Origin of the sequence: Paenibacillus pini JCM 16418 (assembly GCF_000576305.1) — a bacterium.
Classification (GTDB): domain Bacteria; phylum Bacillota; class Bacilli; order Paenibacillales; family Paenibacillaceae; genus Paenibacillus_AQ; species Paenibacillus_AQ pini.
In genome coordinates this window covers 1-16,705 of sequence record NZ_BAVZ01000024.1, presented here as the reverse complement: position 1 = coordinate 16,705, position 16,705 = coordinate 1, and the positions used below count along the sequence as shown (strand labels likewise).

Below are 16,705 nucleotides of genomic sequence, written 5' to 3'. Positions count from 1 at the left end.
ATAAGGAAGTAAATTCAATAGGTTACGAATTTGTCATCACTTTAACTGCTTGATAGAAGAAGACCCCGACCTTTTCGAAATGAAAAGTGGCGGGGTTCTTCGCGTTTACCATGACATTACAATTTGCCAAAAGGTTACTACCTCTGTTAAACTAATTCAAGCGTAATCTTAATGACAACTTTGTAATATTTAATACTGTACTGTAACCATTCAACATTTTACTGTTAAGAACCTTACTTATGAAATCGATGTATATGAACACATATGAAAATGTCTACCGTCACACTGTCGTACTTCAGGTGCTAGATCAGGGCCAAATTCCTTGGCACCAGGAAGCGGGGGATCCACTACGGGTGAATTGATCTCATTTATGTATAAGAGATCATAGGGAACCTTCAACCGAATCCTTAAGCTAACCTCGCAGGCGTTGGAAGGGGTATATCTTTTTGAAAAAGCAATTTATAGCCGCAGCGCTAGGACTTACACTTATGTTCTCTATGGGAACAGGAAGCGTATTCGCGGACTCATCATTGAATAAAGTCGTTAAAAACACCATTGGAGTTTCATATAAAACTGGCGGAACCACAACAAAAGGGTTCGACTGTTCTGGTTTTACTAAATATGTATTCGTTAAACTTGGTCTAAATTTACCGCGTCAAGCCGCTGCACAATACAAAACCGGAACATCTGTATCTAAAAGTAACTTAAGATCGGGAGATCTTGTCTTCTTTAACACGACAGGAAAAGGAGTTTCCCATGTAGGTGTCTACGTTGGTAACGGGAAATTCGCACATGCCTCCTCTTCCCATGGAGTTATGGTCAGTCCGCTTAGTCAGAACTATTTTGCCAAACGCTACGTTGGCGCCAAACGAGTTATGAGCACGTCTAAATTTAAAGCTGCTACTTACAATTAAATCCGCTATAAACTATATATCTTAATATTCATCATTGCCCACCTGCAGACTTTTGCCGAAGTCAGCTCGTGGGTTTTTTGTTATTGAAGAACTCATTTAATTCTTAATTACTTATAAGACGGTTTAAAGTGCAAAAAGGTTTACTTTTTTTTTTTAAAATTTAATTTTTATTTTTTTCTATACTAATTTTTTACCCACCCTCACAACAAATAAACAACTTTTCATATAAAAATCTCTATAAAATAGCTACATATTATAAGAAAAAGCGGATTTTATAGATAATCGTGATAGAAACAATTGCCAAAGTAAGAATCCTTTGTTACAATAGTCGCAGTAAGTTAGTGACAAGTTTGTAATCTTTGTCATACATGAAACAAATATCGTACTCGTTTATAACATTGCCATTTTTATATGTTTGATCATTAGTGTAAAGTTCAGGCCGAATTTCCTCACACTAGGAAAACGGGGGAACCAGTTATGGGTGAATTGATCTTGCTTCAGAGGGATCATAGGGGACCTTCAACCGAATCCTTAAGCTAACCTCGCAGGCACCGGAAGGGGCAACTATTTTTGAAAAAGAAATTAACAGCAGCAGTCATGAGCTTTGCCCTCGTTCTTACCATTGGAACAGGAAGCGCTTTCGCGGATTCCAAGATGGACAAAGTGATCGACGGCGTTATTGGTACGAAATACAGAACCGGCGGAATTTCAACAAGTGGTTTCGATTGTTCCGGGTTCACGATGTATGTATTTAACCACCTCGGCGTTAGCCTGCCTCATCAATCCGGCTCTCAGTACAGTATGGGATCCGCAGTATCACGCAGTGATTTAAGAGCTGGAGATTTGGTCTTCTTTAATACGAACGGTGTCGGTGTATCCCATGTAGGTATTTATGTCGGCGAAGGCAAGTTTGCTCACGCTTCAACATCACGTGGTGTTATGGTCAGTTCGCTTAGTGATAGCTATTACGTCAATCGCTACGTTGGCGCAAAACGAGTTATGAGTACAGATAAGTATCAGAATGTGGCTCAAGATTCTAATGATAACGATGACGTACAATAAGCTTCAATATTAGTTGTACGTATACCCGTGTGCTGAGATTTTTGCCGAAATCTCTCGCCGGGTATTTTTATTTGTCTATCTTTAAATTTACCAAAAATTGTTTTCAATATATAATTACCCTTCTTGCTGATGAATAAACACTTCACACGCCAGCTTATGGAATAGTTTTAAGTTAATTATCAAATCCTATATAAGGAACTCTCGCATGAAAGGAGAGCTCTACGTTGAGCGATGATTCCAATGATTTTTATGTAACCCCTATGACTATAGAACAGGCGCAGATGATTTGTGGCTGGCAATATGAAGAACCGTACCATATATACGACTGGATGCCCTGGGAACAGATGCTAGCGCTCGAAATCGAATTTGGAGATTCTAAGCTTCGACAGGAACAATATGTATCTGTATTACACACCAAGGAGGGGCTGGCAGGGTTTGCACAGCTTTTTCCTATGACAGGTGCAATGAGACTTGGATTTGGCATGCGGCCCGATTTATGCGGTCATGGATGGGGTAAAGAATTTATACAGGCTATCGTCAGTGTTGCTCGGCAGCGTGACCCCATACAACCACTTGATCTAGAAGTGTTAGTCTGGAATGAGCGAGCAATTCGCGCATACCAAAAAGCTGGGTTTGAGATAAGCGATACTTACATGCTTCGTACTCCTGAAGGAGAGCAACCTTTTTATTGTATGGTTTATCAGGATGAATTGTGACGTCAATGATAATAAGTACAAATTTGTGTATTTTTTGAGGCAATTTGAGCGGAACTGTTTGCTTTTTTGACACAAACTCTTTGATGTAAGAGCATGTTCCGTTATAATGAAGAAATAATAAGTGCAGTTTACATAGAAAGGACGAAAAGGAATGCAAAAATGGATTATGAGCGGCCTATTTTTTGCCGCATGCGTTGTAGCTATCGTGCTCATGGTAACACTCCCGGGTAAAGAAGATGTAGCTCAAGAAGAAAAACCGTCCATGCCTGAAGTCAAGCTAGATGCAGCAGCAGCTGAAGCTACTGTTAAAGCACAAGGTTGCTTAAGCTGTCACGGTGATCAGCTTCAAGGTTCAGTTGGACCAAATCTACAGAAGATTGGTTCCCAATTATCAGCAGAAGAAATTTATACTATTATTACTAAAGGTAAAGGCGGAATGCCTTCTTTTAAAGACAAGTTGAAGTCTGAAGAAATTGCAAATGTTGCCCAATGGTTGGCGGCTAAGAAGTAGAACATTCCCTAGTAGTATACAATTTAAAAACACGCTCCTACAGGTACAATGGCCTGAACAGAGCGTGTTTTTTGTTGCGCACCTATACTATTATTTATCTCCGCAGCGCATTTTTATAAATAACTCATTATATTGATGGGCTTCTCTGATATCAAGCGCGGTAATCCCGCCTTCATCCAAGGATGTCAGTCGTAACGTTACGGTTTTATAGTCGATCGTTATGAATGGATGATGGTCAAAAGCTTCCGATATCGCAGCAACCTCATCCACAAATGCAATTCCCTTCATAAAGTTAGAGAAAATGTATTTGCGTATAATCCACTGCCCCTCTATAAACTCCCAGCCTTCCAGCTTCTTCACATGTGCTTTTACTTCTTCTTCCGTGTATACCATTGTCCTGTTCCTCCCTGAAACCAAACATCCCCGGCCTCAAGGTCAGGGATGTTTCTTAAATGCGAAGCTTCTCGCTTTAACAGATCCTATGCCCATTCTATTCGGTTGCACGTACAAACATTCATCTGCCTGTATACAGCACATGTGTTCTATTTTACCATGGACTCGGACCAAACACCATTCGGCTCCCAAAATTATATAAGCGTAACGACTTGAATTTGTTCTTCACCAATTAATATGTTAATCCGATGGTTTTCCTTATCATGCATGACGACACCACTACCCACTTCAATCACCGGCTCTGTTCCAAGAGCGTAAAAAAGATCCTCTGCAAGTGCTTCATGCACTTCATGCTGATCCTCACCCGGTAACTCTTTCCATTCATTGGGTTCCATCTCGAAAAATAAATAACTATCTGGGATTTCACCTACAGCAGCTGTTAATTCTGACAAAATAACATCGTAATCCCGACCATGTTTTACACCCACGGATGATACCCTCCATTTTCGCTCTATGCATCTTATTTGTGTCCACCTGTAACATAAATAGGTTAATATAACGCTTCATTTCATTATAACGGAAAAATTCACTTAAAAAAAAAGAGAATTCTGACGATAAATAATATAATACGTCTGTTGGTGCTTTAGACCACTTTTACAAGGATGCAAAAGTGGATACGAAAGGATTCAATTTTATTTCTCATGGATGAGGTGTGCAATGGAAATTTCAACAATTATTGGCCTAATTCTCGGTGTCGTCGCGGTTTTGTTCGGAATGGTGCTTAAGGGAGCCCCAATCGTAAGCTTGCTGACTCCAGCCGCTTATGTCATTATTTTGGGCGGTACGGCTGCAACGTTATTCATTGGCTTTCCGATGGCGGATCTTAAGAAACTCCCCAAGCTGTTCAAAATGATTTTTATTAAACAGAAGTTAATGGAGCGCGAAGACCTCATTAAATACTTTATGGAATGGGCATCCATTACTAGGCGTGAAGGATTGCTCGCATTAGAAAGTAAGGTTGACGAAATTGATGATGCATTTCTTCGTAATGGGATGCGTATGATCATCGATGGTAACGATCAGGATTTTGTACGAGATGTCCTAATGGAGGACATTACTGCTACGGAGGAACGTCACCGCGGTGGTGCCCTTATTTTCTCACAGGCAGGTATGTACGCTCCTTCACTCGGGGTTCTAGGGGCCGTAGTTGGTTTGATTGCGGCATTATCTAAAATGGACAATATGGGTGAGCTGGCACACGCCATTGGCGCAGCTTTTATCGCAACATTGTTAGGTATATTTACCGGGTATGTTCTTTGGCATCCTATAGCCAACAAACTCAAGCGTCTGTCCAAAAAAGAAGTGGAACTACGACTGATGATGGTTGAAGGATTACTATCCATTCAATCTGGTGTATCTACTATTGCAATCAGTCAGAAGCTTTCCGTCTTCCTAACCCCTTCCGAACGTGCTCTAATGAATGACAAGGAGGCTGGTTCGGGTGAGCAAAAAGACTAGACATGAACCACATGAGGAACATGCTGATGAATCCTGGCTACTTCCTTATGCTGACCTTTTGACCCTTCTACTTGCACTATTTATTGTTCTCTATGCCATGAGCGCAACAGATGCAAAGAAGTTTGAAGAAATGAGTAAGGCTTTCAATACAGCACTTAGTACCGGTAATGGTGTCCTTGACTACAAGTCGGCTGTGCCTACTAATAAATCGATGGATCAGGGTAAGGACGATAGTCAGCAACAAACCGTTTCTCAAGCAGATAAGAAAAAGAACAAATCTATGCTTGCCAAACAAGAACAAGAAGATCTGGAGAAACTAAAAAAACAACTGGATCAATATATTAAAACAAATGGTTTAACGAATCAACTGAACACAAAACTTAACCAGTCCCAGTTGACCATCACCATAAGTGATACTGCACTATTCGCTTCCGGTAGAGCAAATGTGAAACCTGAATCGCGCCAGCTTGCTATAGCAATTGGGAACATGCTACAACGTTTCCCTGACTACGATATTATCGTATCAGGACATACCGATAACATGCCAATCTCCAATAATCAATACGCTTCGAACTGGGATCTAAGTTCCGATAGAGCTATTCAATTTATGAAAGTTGTTTTGCTCAATGAGAATCTCAATCCTCGTAAATTTATCCCGACTGCCTACGGAGAATATCGTCCAATTGCTTCTAACAACACTGAAGCTGGACGAGCTAAGAACCGACGCGTTGAGGTGTCCATATTACGTAAATATCAAGATACCAAACTACCTATATCGGTAGCTCAAAACAATAACGAATGAACTTGATCCTATCCTTAACAATAAAAGGCTGTATTAACCACTCTCGGTTAATACAGCCTTTTAAATTCGATAGCGCTACATTCTACTGCAATTCATATGCAAGCAAATCGCCGAGTTCGGTCTTCTCCTTCGAGGTCAAATCTCGCCACTCGCCTACAGGAAGTGAACCCAAATGGATATTCATAATTCGAATGCGTTGAAGCGCTCGAACCTCGTAGCCAAAAGCACTGCACATCCGGCGAATTTGGCGATTCTTCCCCTCAGTTAGAATGATACGGAACACCCGCTCCGATATCCGTGTAAGCTTACATGGAAGAGTCATCTCACCTAAAATCTTCACACCACTTTCCATTCCCTTGAGAAAGGAAGGTGTTATTGGATGATCCACTGTGACAATATACTCCTTCTCATGCTTTCCTTCGGCCCGTAATATCTTATTCACGATGTCTCCATCACTGGTCAGCAGAATCAATCCTTCTGAATCCTTGTCCAATCGTCCAATAGGAAAAATCCGCTCATGATGTCCCACATAGTCTACAATATTCCCTCTGATATGCTGCTCAGTTGTGCATGTTATGCCTACCGGTTTATTAAGTGCAATATACACGGCTTCGGCGCTTTTCGAATTCAAAGGCTGCCCATTTACACGGACATCGTCGCCTGGCTCCGCCTGACTACCTAGAACGGCTTTAACTCCGTTAATCGTAACTTTACCATTCTCTACCCATTTATCGGCCTCACGGCGCGAGCAGAAGCCCGTTTCGCTAATGAACTTATTAATTCGCATTGGTAATCACCTCATTTGTTGATGCAGTTTCTCTATTGTACCGCAGTCGGTAAGGTTATCGCTACTTTAGTAGCCTTACCTTGAACGCTCTCAATCTCCATGTTTCCCTTATGGCCCTCAACAATTCGCTGACTAACCATGAGTCCAAGTCCAGTGCCATTCTTCTTATTAGTAAAAAAGGGCTCACCTAGTTTAGGCATCATACTTACGGGAATACCAATACCCTGATCCTCAATGCCTAGCATCACACGCTCATATTCTGGACGCTGAAGATGCAATGTAACAATACCACCTAGCGGCATAGATTCCATCGCATTGATGTTGCGTATATCGGGATCCAATACCTTAGAGCAATATTCAAAAGTAAAATAATAAGTACGGAGCCAGACATGACCAGGGTTAATTCTTTCTAATAGACAACTTTCGAAATCACCTGATGCATGACAAGGAACGCCTTGACGATATTAGATGCATAGTACCCCCATCATACCTTTAACCCTGATTTTTGAAAAGACTGTCGAAATCTTCAATCATATTAAAGAATGAGATGCGAATGGAAGAACATATTGAATTTATTCTTATGCTTCTCTACAATAAGAAGAAGGTATACACATTTTATGCACATATACACAATTTTTATCTCTATTTTGTGTATAAACTTGTGAATAATTAATATAGTTATACACAGATCTGTGCACAACATGTTAACAAACGAATATTTGTTCGCTGAATAATTGAATTTTAAGCTGAGAGGAGCGTTTTCATTGGATGAATTACAGCAGCGTCCTCTTTCTGTGGATAGTATTGTGGATAATTCAAATCATGAATTTTGGATGCGTGAAGCTATGGCTCAGGCCAGATTAGCTGAAGAGTTAGGAGAGGTACCTATTGGAGCTGTTATCGTACGCGGAGGAGAAATCGTAGGTAGAGGTTATAACCTTCGTGAAACGACAAGTGATGCCACAGCCCATGCAGAGATTGTAGCCATTCGTGAAGCCAGTCGTCATCTTAAATCCTGGCGTCTGCTGGACTGTAGTCTATATGTCACACTGGAGCCCTGTCCTATGTGCGCAGGGGCTATCGTACAGTCTCGAATACCACAAGTCGTCTACGGTACCGGTGATCCTAAGGCGGGCTGTGCAGGTACGTTAATGAATCTATTACAAGAACCACGGTTTAACCATCGTACAGAGGTGGTAGACAACATTCTCCAACAAGAATGCGCGGGAATGCTAACCACATTCTTTCGGAAGCTACGTAGTAAGTCATAAAGAAACAGCCCTTCATACACCGAAGGGCTGTTTCTCTTATTCTCTTATTTAACATACGTTATTAGTTCACGCCATTCATTTGTTTTTGGAATTCTTCCATAGTAACGACTTCAGTATCTTTAGGAATACCGATTTTAAATGTTTGCTTCTCGTTAATCTTGCTGTATATGTTACTTCCTTGCATGGACAGCAATACATTGTCCTTCGTATCAGGGTCATTAAATTCTGCATTCATAATCATGTCCTGATATGTTGGAAATCCTTTTTTGTTAATTGCAGTATTCACATTGAACTGATTAATCTTCACATAATTCTTCAGGTCATTTAAGCCTTTATTCAAATCATTTTTTGAAGTTGAATTCAGTTCGTTCTTTGCATTATCAATTTCTTCTTTGCTCAGACCAACGACATCCTTATATTCATCTTTGCTAATGATGTCTAGAATTTTAGGGAGTGCTTTATTAATGAAAATATCAGCAGCTTCCTTCACATTGTCATTCGTAACGAAGAATTGAACAACTTGCTTGGCATCTACGCCTTCTGGCAAGTGAGCATCTTTTGTATCAATATCTTTAAAATACTTCGTGCCGTCATATTCATTGAATAACGTATTCATAACTTCATTAGACAATTTTTGTGTTTTTGCAGTGTCTAATGAATTTACATTGGTGCCTTGTTGTTCAGCAAGTTCCTTCAAATCAAGCACTAGATATTTACCAACTACGCTTTCTGGTAATGGTAACATCGGAATGCTAGGAACTTTTACATATAATTTTTCTTTCGTCATGACCATCGGAATGTTAAAACTCATCGACATGTCACCTTTTAGATTGATCCCCATTGTAAGCTCTGATTGCATTGGTTCTTGTTGATATACCCCATCAACGGTAATGTCAGCATTTTTCACCATGTTGATTACTTGATCCATAGAAGGATCATTTGCTGTGTCTTTAGTTGTAACCTTCAAGTCATTAATTACAACCTTACTCTTCATTTCGTAAGAAGTCATCTTCATTGCATTCGTTGCTGCACTCTTCATAGCCTCTTTAGGCTCCTGCTTACTTCCACATCCCGCAAGCACCACTGACATGACCATCATCAATGTAAGAATCAGGACGGCAAACTTCTTGTTCATTCAGTTATTCTCTCCTCTCGTCTCTAAAAACCATATAACATACTCTTTAATCATAAACGATTTAAGCCTTGACCGAAACACCTTTTGGTAATTCATAGAATAAAAATGCTGATATTCCCTTATTTGCCTACCCAGCCGACTATATCCGCATAAAAAAGCATCCTGTAGTAGATACAGGATGCTTACTCAACTTCCATTTCATAGAAAAAATTATATTTCTTTATTATCCTTGTTTATTCAAATGGTCTACATGATTGCGATTTTTTACTTTCTTGGACCCTGAAAGCGGCTCCTGCATAGCTGGATGATCTTGACGAGAATGATGCTGATTTTGTTCCTGAGCCTCAGGTACAGGAATTGCTTTTGGCTTTGACATGATGACCCTCACCTCTCCTAGTTACGATGTGTCACATCTTTCAGTGCCTGAGCACATTCATGAATGTTACGAACATAACCTTCTGCCATATCCTGAATGATCTCCGTTCGTTCGTCCACCGTTCTTCCGTCCCGCTCCACATCAATCAAATCAATTTTGACTTCACGTGAGTCCACATAAGAGCATTGAAAGTCAAAGGAGTACATCTGGCGACCCGCAGCATCAATATGAATTCTGAGGGACTGTGGATTGGCTCCATCGGGTTGTACTTGTGCATTGTCGGAAGGATCTAAGTTGGTGGGTAACTGTGACTGCCATGCTCTAACCAGCTTATCCTGACTCAGCTCTAGATTGTCATTCATTATGAACACCTCCCCTGACATTAATGTGTGGAGAGATGAATTATTTTATTCTAAAAAACATCGCTGGGTAAACAAAAAGGAAGCCGCTCTCCATTTGGAGAATGACTTCCTGAACATTTAATATAATGGCGGAGAGGGTGGGATTCGAACCCACGTGAGCTTGCACTCTAACGGTTTTCAAGACCGCCCCGTTATGACCGCTTCGGTACCTCTCCAGTTGGTAAATCTTTAAGTTACTTGTACCGCAACAAAAAATATCTTACCATGTAATCAAAAATAATGCAAGCTTATTTTTTAATTATTTTTTTTACATTACCCATATAGGGTTGTAACACATCTGGAACAACAACACTTCCATCCTCTTGCTGATAATTCTCAAGGATTGCAGCCACCGTTCGTCCCACAGCAAGCGCAGAGCCATTCAGTGTATGCACGAACTCTGGTTTAGCCTTTGGTTCGCGGCGGAAGCGAATATTAGCACGACGGGCCTGAAAATCTTCAGTGTTTGAACATGAAGAAATTTCGCGGTACATATTACTCTCTGGTAACCAAACTTCCAGATCATACGTTTTTGCTGCGGAGAATCCCATGTCCCCTGAGCAGAGACCCATAACACGGTAAGGAAGCTTCAACAACTCCAGAACACGCTCTGCATTAGCTGTCATTTTCTCTAGTTCTTCATAAGAAGTCTCAGGGTGCACAAGCTTAACCAATTCCACCTTGTTGAACTGATGCTGTCGAATCAAGCCACGAGTATCCCGTCCTGCAGAACCCGCCTCAGAACGGAAGCAGGAGCTGTATGCCACGAAATGTTTCGGTAGCTCTTCCGCGCTTAGAATTTCATCACGGTAATAGTTCGTAACAGGAACCTCAGCGGTCGGGATCAAATAGTAATCCGTATCACGTATTTTAAACAGATCCTCTTCAAACTTCGGAAGTTGGCCTGTACCACGCAAGCTGTCACCGTTTACAATGTACGGAGGAAGCATTTCCTCGTATCCATGCTCGCTACTATGCAAATCCATCATAAAGTTGATTAGCGCCCGTTCTAGGCGTGCTCCAAGCCCTTTATAGAAAGTGAAGCGTGAACCTGTTACTTTAGCTGCTGCTTCAAAATCAATAATACCGAGATCCTGAGCAATATCCCAGTGTGCTTTAGGTTCGAAATCAAAAGCGGTTGGTTCAGACCAACGTCGTACTTCAACGTTATCCTCTTCCGATTTACCAACAGGCACTGATTCATGCGGAATATTAGGGATGGCCATGGTTAGATCAGCAATAGCTACCTCTAATTCACGAACTTCCTCGTCCATTGCTTTAATTCGGTCAGATACTTCGCGCATCTCTAGAATCAGTTCATCAGCATCTTCTTTGTTCTTCTTACGTTTAGCCACTTCACCTGATACTACATTGCGCTGATTCTTCAGCGCTTCACTCTCCTGCAAAAGTTCTCTACGACGTGTATCAAGTTCTGGAAACCCAGCTATCAGATCCAGCGATTTGTTGCGGTTCTTAAGTGCCTGTTCTACTTTGGCATAATCGCCCCGCAGTATTTTAACATCCAACATGGACAATTCCTCCTAAAAAAATAACCTTAACCCTTGTTAGAGAGACTCCTTTAGTATCCCGCCTGTTACCAGAGTGAATACGAAAGGAGTTCTCATATATCTCAAGTCTCCCTCACGGGCTCCTTAAAGATATCCAAAAAGAGTCAAGGTGTGATCATTTGCTATTCATTACAGCGTATTTACGCCCATTTTACTTTAATGAGGAAGTAACCATGTCTACAAAATATTGATGTAGCTGATAATCATCCGTTAGTTCCGGGTGGTACGAAGCTGCTAGAAGATGTCCTTGTCTCGCTGTCACGATTTCATCATGATAAGTTGAAAGTACATCTACGTCACTTGCGACACTACGAATCAGGGGTGCACGAATGAACACAGCTCTAATCGGCTCTTCAATCCCTTTTACCGGCAAATCCGTCTCAAAGCTCTCACGTTGGCGACCAAAAGCGTTCCTTGCAACGGTAATATCCATTAGACCCAAATGAGGTTCATCTAAACCCTCAATGGACTTAGCCAATACAATTAATCCAGCACAGGTCCCAAAGATTGGTTTACCTGCCGCTGAAAAAGCACGAATCGCATCGATAAAACCATACTTACGCATAAGTTTACCAATCGTCGTACTTTCGCCACCTGGAATAATGAGACCCTGGATCTCATCCAGTTCCTCGACCTTTTTAATGGCAACACCCTCAGCACCTGCAAGCTCGATGCTACGGATATGTTCCGCAACTGCGCCCTGAAGGCTAATACACCGATTTTCATATGATAATCCTTCTTTCCTACCAGCCGCGATCCTGCATACGTTCCGAAGGACTTAGCTTAGAAATCTCAATACCTTTCATTGGAGCACCGAGATTCTTCGATACTTCAGCGATCAGCTTGTAATCTTGATAGTGAGTTGTAGCTTCAACAATAGCACGAGCAAAACGCTCAGGGAATTCTGATTTGAAAATACCGGATCCTACGAATACGCCGTCTGCTCCCAAATGCATCATAAGAGCTGCATCTGCTGGAGTAGCTACGCCACCTGCTGCAAAGTTAACTACTGGAAGTTTACCATTCTCACGAACTTCAATTAACAGATCATAAGATACACCAAGATTCTTCGCTTCTGCATAGAGCTCGTCCTGAGACATGCCTTGTACTTTACGAATTTGGCTGTTAATCATACGCATGTGGCGAACGGCTTCAACAATGTTTCCCGTTCCTGGCTCACCCTTAGTACGAATCATGGATGCACCTTCACCAATACGACGAAGAGCTTCTCCCAAATCTTTTGCACCACAAACGAATGGCACGGTAAAGTCCCACTTGTTGATATGGAATACTTCATCAGCTGGAGTTAATACTTCACTCTCATCAAGGTAATCTACCCCAAGAGATTCAAGTACTTTAGCTTCCACAAAGTGGCCAATACGTGATTTAGCCATAACTGGAATGGATACAACTTTCATAACCTCTTCTACAATGGTAGGATCAGCCATACGAGCTACTCCACCTGCTGCACGAATATCAGAAGGAACACGTTCTAGAGCCATAACAGCTGTTGCACCTGCTGCCTCAGCAATTTTAGCTTGCTCTGCATTCATGACGTCCATAATGACGCCGCCTTTTTGCATTTCTGCCATACCTCTTTTTACTCTCGAAGTTCCAGTTTCCATTTGTTTACGCCTCCCGAATTGTATATCATGTAATCCGTTTTTCTATATATAGAAGAACGGGTCCATTTTCTGAAAATCATATCAACTTACTTGATATTAGAAAAGATTTTTAATTCCGTCAAACAAATCAACAAACATTTCCTTAATTGCTCGGAAGAATAAGCGGAACCAACCACCCTTTTCTACATCGTCAACGGCAACCAAATTAACGGTTTTGACTTGGGCCTTGTCCATTCCTTCAGCTTTGTACGTATACGTAGCCGTGCCTACTTTCGATCCCTTTTTAATAGGAGCAACTAGCTTATCCTCCGGAATAACTTGTGTTTTGACAGTAGCGCCTTTTGCATCAGTTCCCTTAGGAACCATAAAACTAACATCCTGATCCGTAACAACAGCAACACTTGTCTCTACACCTTTTTTAATCGGTACAGTCGCCAAATCTTTAATCTCTGTCTTCGCAGGTATGGATTGCTTCAATTCAAAATTATTAAAACCGAAATCGAGGACCTTCTTCGTTTCGGTGAAACGATGAGCCTCGGAATCTGCACCCATAACTACGCTAATAAGTCGCATCCCATTTCTTACCGCCGTACCTGTGAAGCAATTACCCGCATTGCTGGTATGTCCAGTTTTGAGACCGTCCAATCCTGGATAAGCATACGCCTTGAAGTTAGGGATGTTCTTATTAGCTTCTAACATCCAGTTATAGTTAATGATTGGGTTTTTATCTCTAGGACGGAATTTATAGGACTGTTTCGATGTATATTTTGCAAAGTCAGGATGGTCTGTAACAATATACTTAGCCAAAATTGCAGCATCCATAGCTGACATTACATCTTCACGATCTTCAGTTGGTCTAAATTTGGAAGGCATGTCCGAACGACTGAGTCCCGTAGCATTAATGAAGTAAGCCGTTTTCATCCCCATTTTTTTAGCAGTTTCATTCATCAGTTTCACAAATTCTTGTTCAGAGCCTGATACATGTTCCGCTAGTGCAACGGTGGCATCATTAGCCGAACCAACTGCCATCGCTATGTATAACTCTTCTACTGTATGTTGATCGCCATCCGCTAGAAAAATACGGGAGCCAATCGTTTTAGATGGATTTTCATGAACGGTAACCGTATCCGTCCACTTCATTTTTCCCTTTTTCACAAGATCAGCGACTAAGTATTCCGTCATCATCTTGGTCATACTTGCAGGTGGCAATGGATTATCCGCATTGTATGATAGCAGTACTTCACCCGTGGTCGGTTCAATGAGAACTGCTGACTTAACATTCAGTCCTAATGACTCTACACTAGGAATGCTAGATTTAGCCGAAACGGATGTGGACGGCTTAGCTGTTTCTGTAGCTGTTTTGGGAGCCGTTTGATCAGCAAATGCCAGAGTTGGCAGAGCTGTTATACAAAGCATATTCAATAGCATAACCGAAGCTACGCTTTTCTTTACAAAGTGACGTTTACGTTTAATTTTGGACTTCTCATAACGTCCGTTCCATTTCTTACTCAATGAATTATAAACTCCCCTCTTGCCTATCTAAATCTCACTTGTTCTATTCTAACACAGGGTTATAAGCAAAAAAAGACAGACAGGACGAATTTCGACCTGTCTGTGCAAGAAGATGTTGGTTTTATGCAAACCTAATTCCTTTTAAACGGAATAATTTGGCGCTTCTTTAGTAATTTGTACATCATGTGGGTGACTCTCACGCAAGCCAGCCCCAGTAATACGTACAAATTGTGTATCATTACGAAGTTCATCCAGCGTTTCTGTTCCGCAATATCCCATACCCGAACGAAGTCCACCAATGAGTTGTAGCAGTGTATCCGACAAAGCTCCTTTATAAGCAACGCGGCCTTCAATACCCTCAGGTACTAACTTCTTATCATCATCTTGGAAGTAACGGTCCTTACTGCCCTGTTTCATAGCACTAATGGATCCCATACCGCGGTATACCTTATAACGGCGTCCTTGATAAATCTCGGATTCTCCTGGACTTTCTTCTGTTCCTGCAAAAAGACTGCCAAGCATTACGGCATGAGCACCTGCAGCAATGGCCTTTGTAATTTCGCCTGAATATTTAATTCCGCCGTCAGCAATAATCGGCACACCATATTCGCGAGCGACTGCAGCGCAGTCATAAATAGCTGTAACTTGTGGTACACCAATACCAGCAATAACGCGGGTAGTACAAATGGAGCCTGGTCCAATACCTACCTTCACAACAGAAGCTCCAGCTTCAATCAATTCGCGGGTAGCTTCGCCTGTAGCAACATTACCTGCGATAATTGTAAGTTCTGGATACAAGTTACGAAGATTACGAACTGCTTCAATAATGTTGATATGATGTCCGTGCGCAGAATCGACAGTAATAACATCAACACCAGCTTTTACTAAAGCTTCTGCACGATCAAATCCATCTTTAGATATACCAATTGCAGCACCTACAAGTAGACGACCTTGGGCATCCTTAGCTGCATTAGGGAACTGAATTGCCTTCTCAATATCTTTAATTGTAATTAATCCTTTGAGAACGTTATTGTTATCCACCAATGGAAGTTTCTCAATTTTATGTTGCTGAAGCAATACTTCAGCTTCTTGCAGTGTTGTGCCGACCGGTGCCGTCACCAAATTTTCACGAGTCATCACACTGCTAATTAAAATGTTATAATCATGAACAAAACGCAAGTCACGATTAGTCAAAATACCTACTAGTTTATTCTGTCCATCTACAATGGGAACACCAGAAATGCGGTATTTTGCCATGACTGCTTCAGCATCAGATACTAAATGATCAGGGGTAAGGGAGAAAGGATTGGTGATAACTCCACTCTCAGAGCGTTTAACACGATCCACTTCCTCTGCTTGCTGTTCTACGGACATATTCTTATGAATAATACCAATGCCACCTTCTCTTGCAATAGCAATTGCGAGCGCGGCTTCCGTTACCGTATCCATCCCGGCACTAATCAATGGAATGTTGAGCTTAACATGTTTGCTTAATCTTGTGGACACGTCCACTTCCTTCGGTAGTACTTCAGATTTGCGCGGTACCAGCAATACGTCGTCAAAAGTAAATCCTTCTTTAGTAAACTTATCTTCCCACACCTGAAAAATTCCCCCTTATTTTTATCTTACTTATCATCGAAACCCTTATAGAATAAGGGCTGAAAATCATTTTCTGAAAATATATTATTGCCATCTTAGCAAAGGCGACTTCCCACTGTCAAGAAAATCAGATTGGTAAAACAACTAACCACCCTTCATGTCTCACTCTTACATAACTATGTCCACCCTGAGAGGACAGCAGATAAAAAAAAGGCTATCCTATAAGGATGCCATTTGATTTAAGTTTAGAATTATACGTATTATCTGTTACTGTTTCCAAATTTTCTTTACTTTATTAGCACCATAAAGCTAACCTTACATATCTGTACATTGTCACGCTTTAATATTTGAATATAACCCCATGTAAATAATCGAGAACGATATCTACCTTAATCGAGAACAATAAATCCTACAGAATATAGCATATTTATTTACATAAAAGTACCACATTTCATTAGAAAATATCCTATCAACACAAAAAAACCACCGTCGATGTGCATCAACAGTGGTTCTTT

General features: G+C 41.1%; 18 protein-coding genes, 1 tRNA gene, 1 pseudogene and 2 riboswitches. Of the genes and pseudogenes, 7 read left to right on the top strand and 13 right to left on the bottom strand.

Annotated features, from left to right (window positions below; all coding sequences use genetic code 11):
- Positions 1-301 precede the first annotated feature (301 nt).
- A riboswitch (cyclic di-AMP (ydaO/yuaA leader) is annotated at positions 302-442 on the top strand.
- A gap of 4 nt (positions 443-446) precedes the next feature.
- From JCM16418_RS20915 to JCM16418_RS20900, 4 genes are all read left to right on the top strand, one after another.
- Complete coding sequence (locus JCM16418_RS20915; protein WP_036652874.1) at positions 447-914, top strand: C40 family peptidase; 468 nt, start codon at positions 447-449, stop codon at positions 912-914.
- Between the two features lie 427 nt (positions 915-1,341).
- Positions 1,342-1,480, top strand: a riboswitch (cyclic di-AMP (ydaO/yuaA leader).
- 4 nt (positions 1,481-1,484) lie between these two features.
- On the top strand, positions 1,485-1,976 hold the full coding sequence (locus JCM16418_RS20910; RefSeq protein ID WP_036652873.1) for a C40 family peptidase: 492 nt from the start codon (positions 1,485-1,487) through the stop codon (positions 1,974-1,976).
- Between the two features lie 260 nt (positions 1,977-2,236).
- Complete coding sequence (locus JCM16418_RS20905) at positions 2,237-2,692, top strand: GNAT family N-acetyltransferase (protein WP_052020641.1); 456 nt, start codon at positions 2,237-2,239, stop codon at positions 2,690-2,692.
- A gap of 151 nt (positions 2,693-2,843) precedes the next feature.
- Entirely contained in the window at positions 2,844-3,203 is a 360-nt protein-coding gene (locus JCM16418_RS20900; RefSeq protein ID WP_036652868.1) for a c-type cytochrome, read from the top strand.
- A 90-nt stretch (positions 3,204-3,293) separates the two neighbouring features.
- Here the strand turns inward: JCM16418_RS20900 and JCM16418_RS20895 are convergent, their stop codons facing one another.
- Entirely contained in the window at positions 3,294-3,596 is a 303-nt protein-coding gene (locus JCM16418_RS20895; protein WP_036652866.1) for a 4a-hydroxytetrahydrobiopterin dehydratase, read from the bottom strand.
- Between the two features lie 194 nt (positions 3,597-3,790).
- Positions 3,791-4,084 (bottom strand): hypothetical protein, encoded by a 294-nt coding sequence (locus tag JCM16418_RS20890; protein WP_036652864.1) that lies wholly within the window; start codon positions 4,082-4,084, stop codon positions 3,791-3,793.
- A 229-nt stretch (positions 4,085-4,313) separates the two neighbouring features.
- Here JCM16418_RS20890 and motA point away from each other — a divergent pair, with 229 nt between their 5' ends.
- Both motA and motB read left to right on the top strand, forming a co-directional pair.
- Positions 4,314-5,114, top strand: coding sequence for a flagellar motor stator protein MotA (motA, locus tag JCM16418_RS20885; protein ID WP_036652861.1), 801 nt, complete (start codon positions 4,314-4,316; stop codon positions 5,112-5,114).
- Positions 5,098-5,916, top strand: coding sequence for a flagellar motor protein MotB (gene motB, locus JCM16418_RS20880; RefSeq protein WP_036652860.1), 819 nt, complete (start codon positions 5,098-5,100; stop codon positions 5,914-5,916). Before motA ends, motB begins: the two co-directional genes overlap by 17 nt.
- A gap of 82 nt (positions 5,917-5,998) precedes the next feature.
- Here motB and rluF read toward each other — a convergent pair whose 3' ends face one another.
- Positions 5,999-6,703, bottom strand: coding sequence for a 23S rRNA pseudouridine(2604) synthase RluF (rluF, locus tag JCM16418_RS20875; RefSeq protein WP_036652858.1), 705 nt, complete (start codon positions 6,701-6,703; stop codon positions 5,999-6,001).
- A gap of 32 nt (positions 6,704-6,735) precedes the next feature.
- Entirely contained in the window at positions 6,736-7,014 is a 279-nt protein-coding gene (locus tag JCM16418_RS20870; protein ID WP_081765530.1) for an ATP-binding protein, read from the bottom strand.
- Positions 7,015-7,467: 453 nt separating this feature from the next.
- Here JCM16418_RS20870 and tadA point away from each other — a divergent pair, with 453 nt between their 5' ends.
- Complete coding sequence (tadA, locus tag JCM16418_RS20865; RefSeq protein ID WP_036652855.1) at positions 7,468-7,974, top strand: tRNA adenosine(34) deaminase TadA; 507 nt, start codon at positions 7,468-7,470, stop codon at positions 7,972-7,974.
- Between the two features lie 61 nt (positions 7,975-8,035).
- On the opposite strand, the gene JCM16418_RS20860 is transcribed toward tadA, so the two are convergent.
- From JCM16418_RS20860 to guaB, 9 genes and pseudogenes are all read right to left on the bottom strand, one after another.
- The gene (locus tag JCM16418_RS20860) at positions 8,036-9,109 is read right to left on the bottom strand and encodes a hypothetical protein (RefSeq protein WP_036652854.1); all 1,074 of its coding nucleotides are present in this window, start codon (positions 9,107-9,109) and stop codon (positions 8,036-8,038) included.
- Between the two features lie 223 nt (positions 9,110-9,332).
- A complete protein-coding gene (locus tag JCM16418_RS20855) occupies positions 9,333-9,485 on the bottom strand; it encodes a small acid-soluble spore protein P (protein WP_036652852.1) in 153 nt (50 codons plus the stop codon).
- 17 nt (positions 9,486-9,502) lie between these two features.
- Positions 9,503-9,847, bottom strand: a complete 345-nt coding sequence (locus tag JCM16418_RS20850; RefSeq protein WP_036652849.1) for a hypothetical protein — start codon at positions 9,845-9,847, stop codon at positions 9,503-9,505.
- A 126-nt stretch (positions 9,848-9,973) separates the two neighbouring features.
- Positions 9,974-10,062: transfer RNA gene (locus tag JCM16418_RS20845), tRNA-Ser, on the bottom strand.
- A gap of 72 nt (positions 10,063-10,134) precedes the next feature.
- Positions 10,135-11,415: a serine--tRNA ligase gene (gene serS / locus JCM16418_RS20840; protein WP_036652847.1), complete on the bottom strand. Its 1,281-nt coding sequence runs from the start codon at positions 11,413-11,415 to the stop codon at positions 10,135-10,137.
- A gap of 190 nt (positions 11,416-11,605) precedes the next feature.
- Positions 11,606-12,180 (bottom strand): annotated as a pseudogene (gene pdxT / locus JCM16418_RS20835) (pyridoxal 5'-phosphate synthase glutaminase subunit PdxT).
- Between the two features lie 17 nt (positions 12,181-12,197).
- Positions 12,198-13,079 (bottom strand): pyridoxal 5'-phosphate synthase lyase subunit PdxS, encoded by an 882-nt coding sequence (gene pdxS / locus JCM16418_RS20830; protein WP_036652844.1) that lies wholly within the window; start codon positions 13,077-13,079, stop codon positions 12,198-12,200.
- 96 nt (positions 13,080-13,175) lie between these two features.
- Positions 13,176-14,507 (bottom strand): D-alanyl-D-alanine carboxypeptidase family protein, encoded by a 1,332-nt coding sequence (locus JCM16418_RS20825; RefSeq protein WP_081765532.1) that lies wholly within the window; start codon positions 14,505-14,507, stop codon positions 13,176-13,178.
- 225 nt (positions 14,508-14,732) lie between these two features.
- The gene (guaB, locus tag JCM16418_RS20820; RefSeq protein ID WP_036652842.1) at positions 14,733-16,190 is read right to left on the bottom strand and encodes an IMP dehydrogenase; all 1,458 of its coding nucleotides are present in this window, start codon (positions 16,188-16,190) and stop codon (positions 14,733-14,735) included.
- Between the last annotated feature and the right edge of the window lie 515 nt (positions 16,191-16,705).

What these genes read in the sequence shown, in the direction of transcription:
- JCM16418_RS20905 (WP_052020641.1), top strand. Translation starts at nt 2,237, where the DNA reads ATGACTATAGAACAGGCGCAGATGATTTGTGGCTGGCAATATGAAGAA.
- JCM16418_RS20900 (WP_036652868.1), top strand. Translation starts at nt 2,844, where the DNA reads ATGCAAAAATGGATTATGAGCGGCCTATTTTTTGCCGCATGCGTTGTA.
- JCM16418_RS20895 (WP_036652866.1), bottom strand. Translation starts at nt 3,596, where the DNA reads ATGGTATACACGGAAGAAGAAGTAAAAGCACATGTGAAGAAGCTGGAA.
- motA (WP_036652861.1), top strand. Translation starts at nt 4,314, where the DNA reads ATGGAAATTTCAACAATTATTGGCCTAATTCTCGGTGTCGTCGCGGTT.
- rluF (WP_036652858.1), bottom strand. Translation starts at nt 6,703, where the DNA reads ATGCGAATTAATAAGTTCATTAGCGAAACGGGCTTCTGCTCGCGCCGT.
- JCM16418_RS20870 (WP_081765530.1), bottom strand. Translation starts at nt 7,014, where the DNA reads ATGGAATCTATGCCGCTAGGTGGTATTGTTACATTGCATCTTCAGCGT.
- JCM16418_RS20860 (WP_036652854.1), bottom strand. Translation starts at nt 9,109, where the DNA reads ATGAACAAGAAGTTTGCCGTCCTGATTCTTACATTGATGATGGTCATG.
- JCM16418_RS20855 (WP_036652852.1), bottom strand. Translation starts at nt 9,485, where the DNA reads ATGTCAAAGCCAAAAGCAATTCCTGTACCTGAGGCTCAGGAACAAAAT.
- JCM16418_RS20850 (WP_036652849.1), bottom strand. Translation starts at nt 9,847, where the DNA reads ATGAATGACAATCTAGAGCTGAGTCAGGATAAGCTGGTTAGAGCATGG.
- serS (WP_036652847.1), bottom strand. Translation starts at nt 11,415, where the DNA reads ATGTTGGATGTTAAAATACTGCGGGGCGATTATGCCAAAGTAGAACAG.
- pdxS (WP_036652844.1), bottom strand. Translation starts at nt 13,079, where the DNA reads ATGGAAACTGGAACTTCGAGAGTAAAAAGAGGTATGGCAGAAATGCAA.
- JCM16418_RS20825 (WP_081765532.1), bottom strand. Translation starts at nt 14,507, where the DNA reads ATGCTATTGAATATGCTTTGTATAACAGCTCTGCCAACTCTGGCATTT.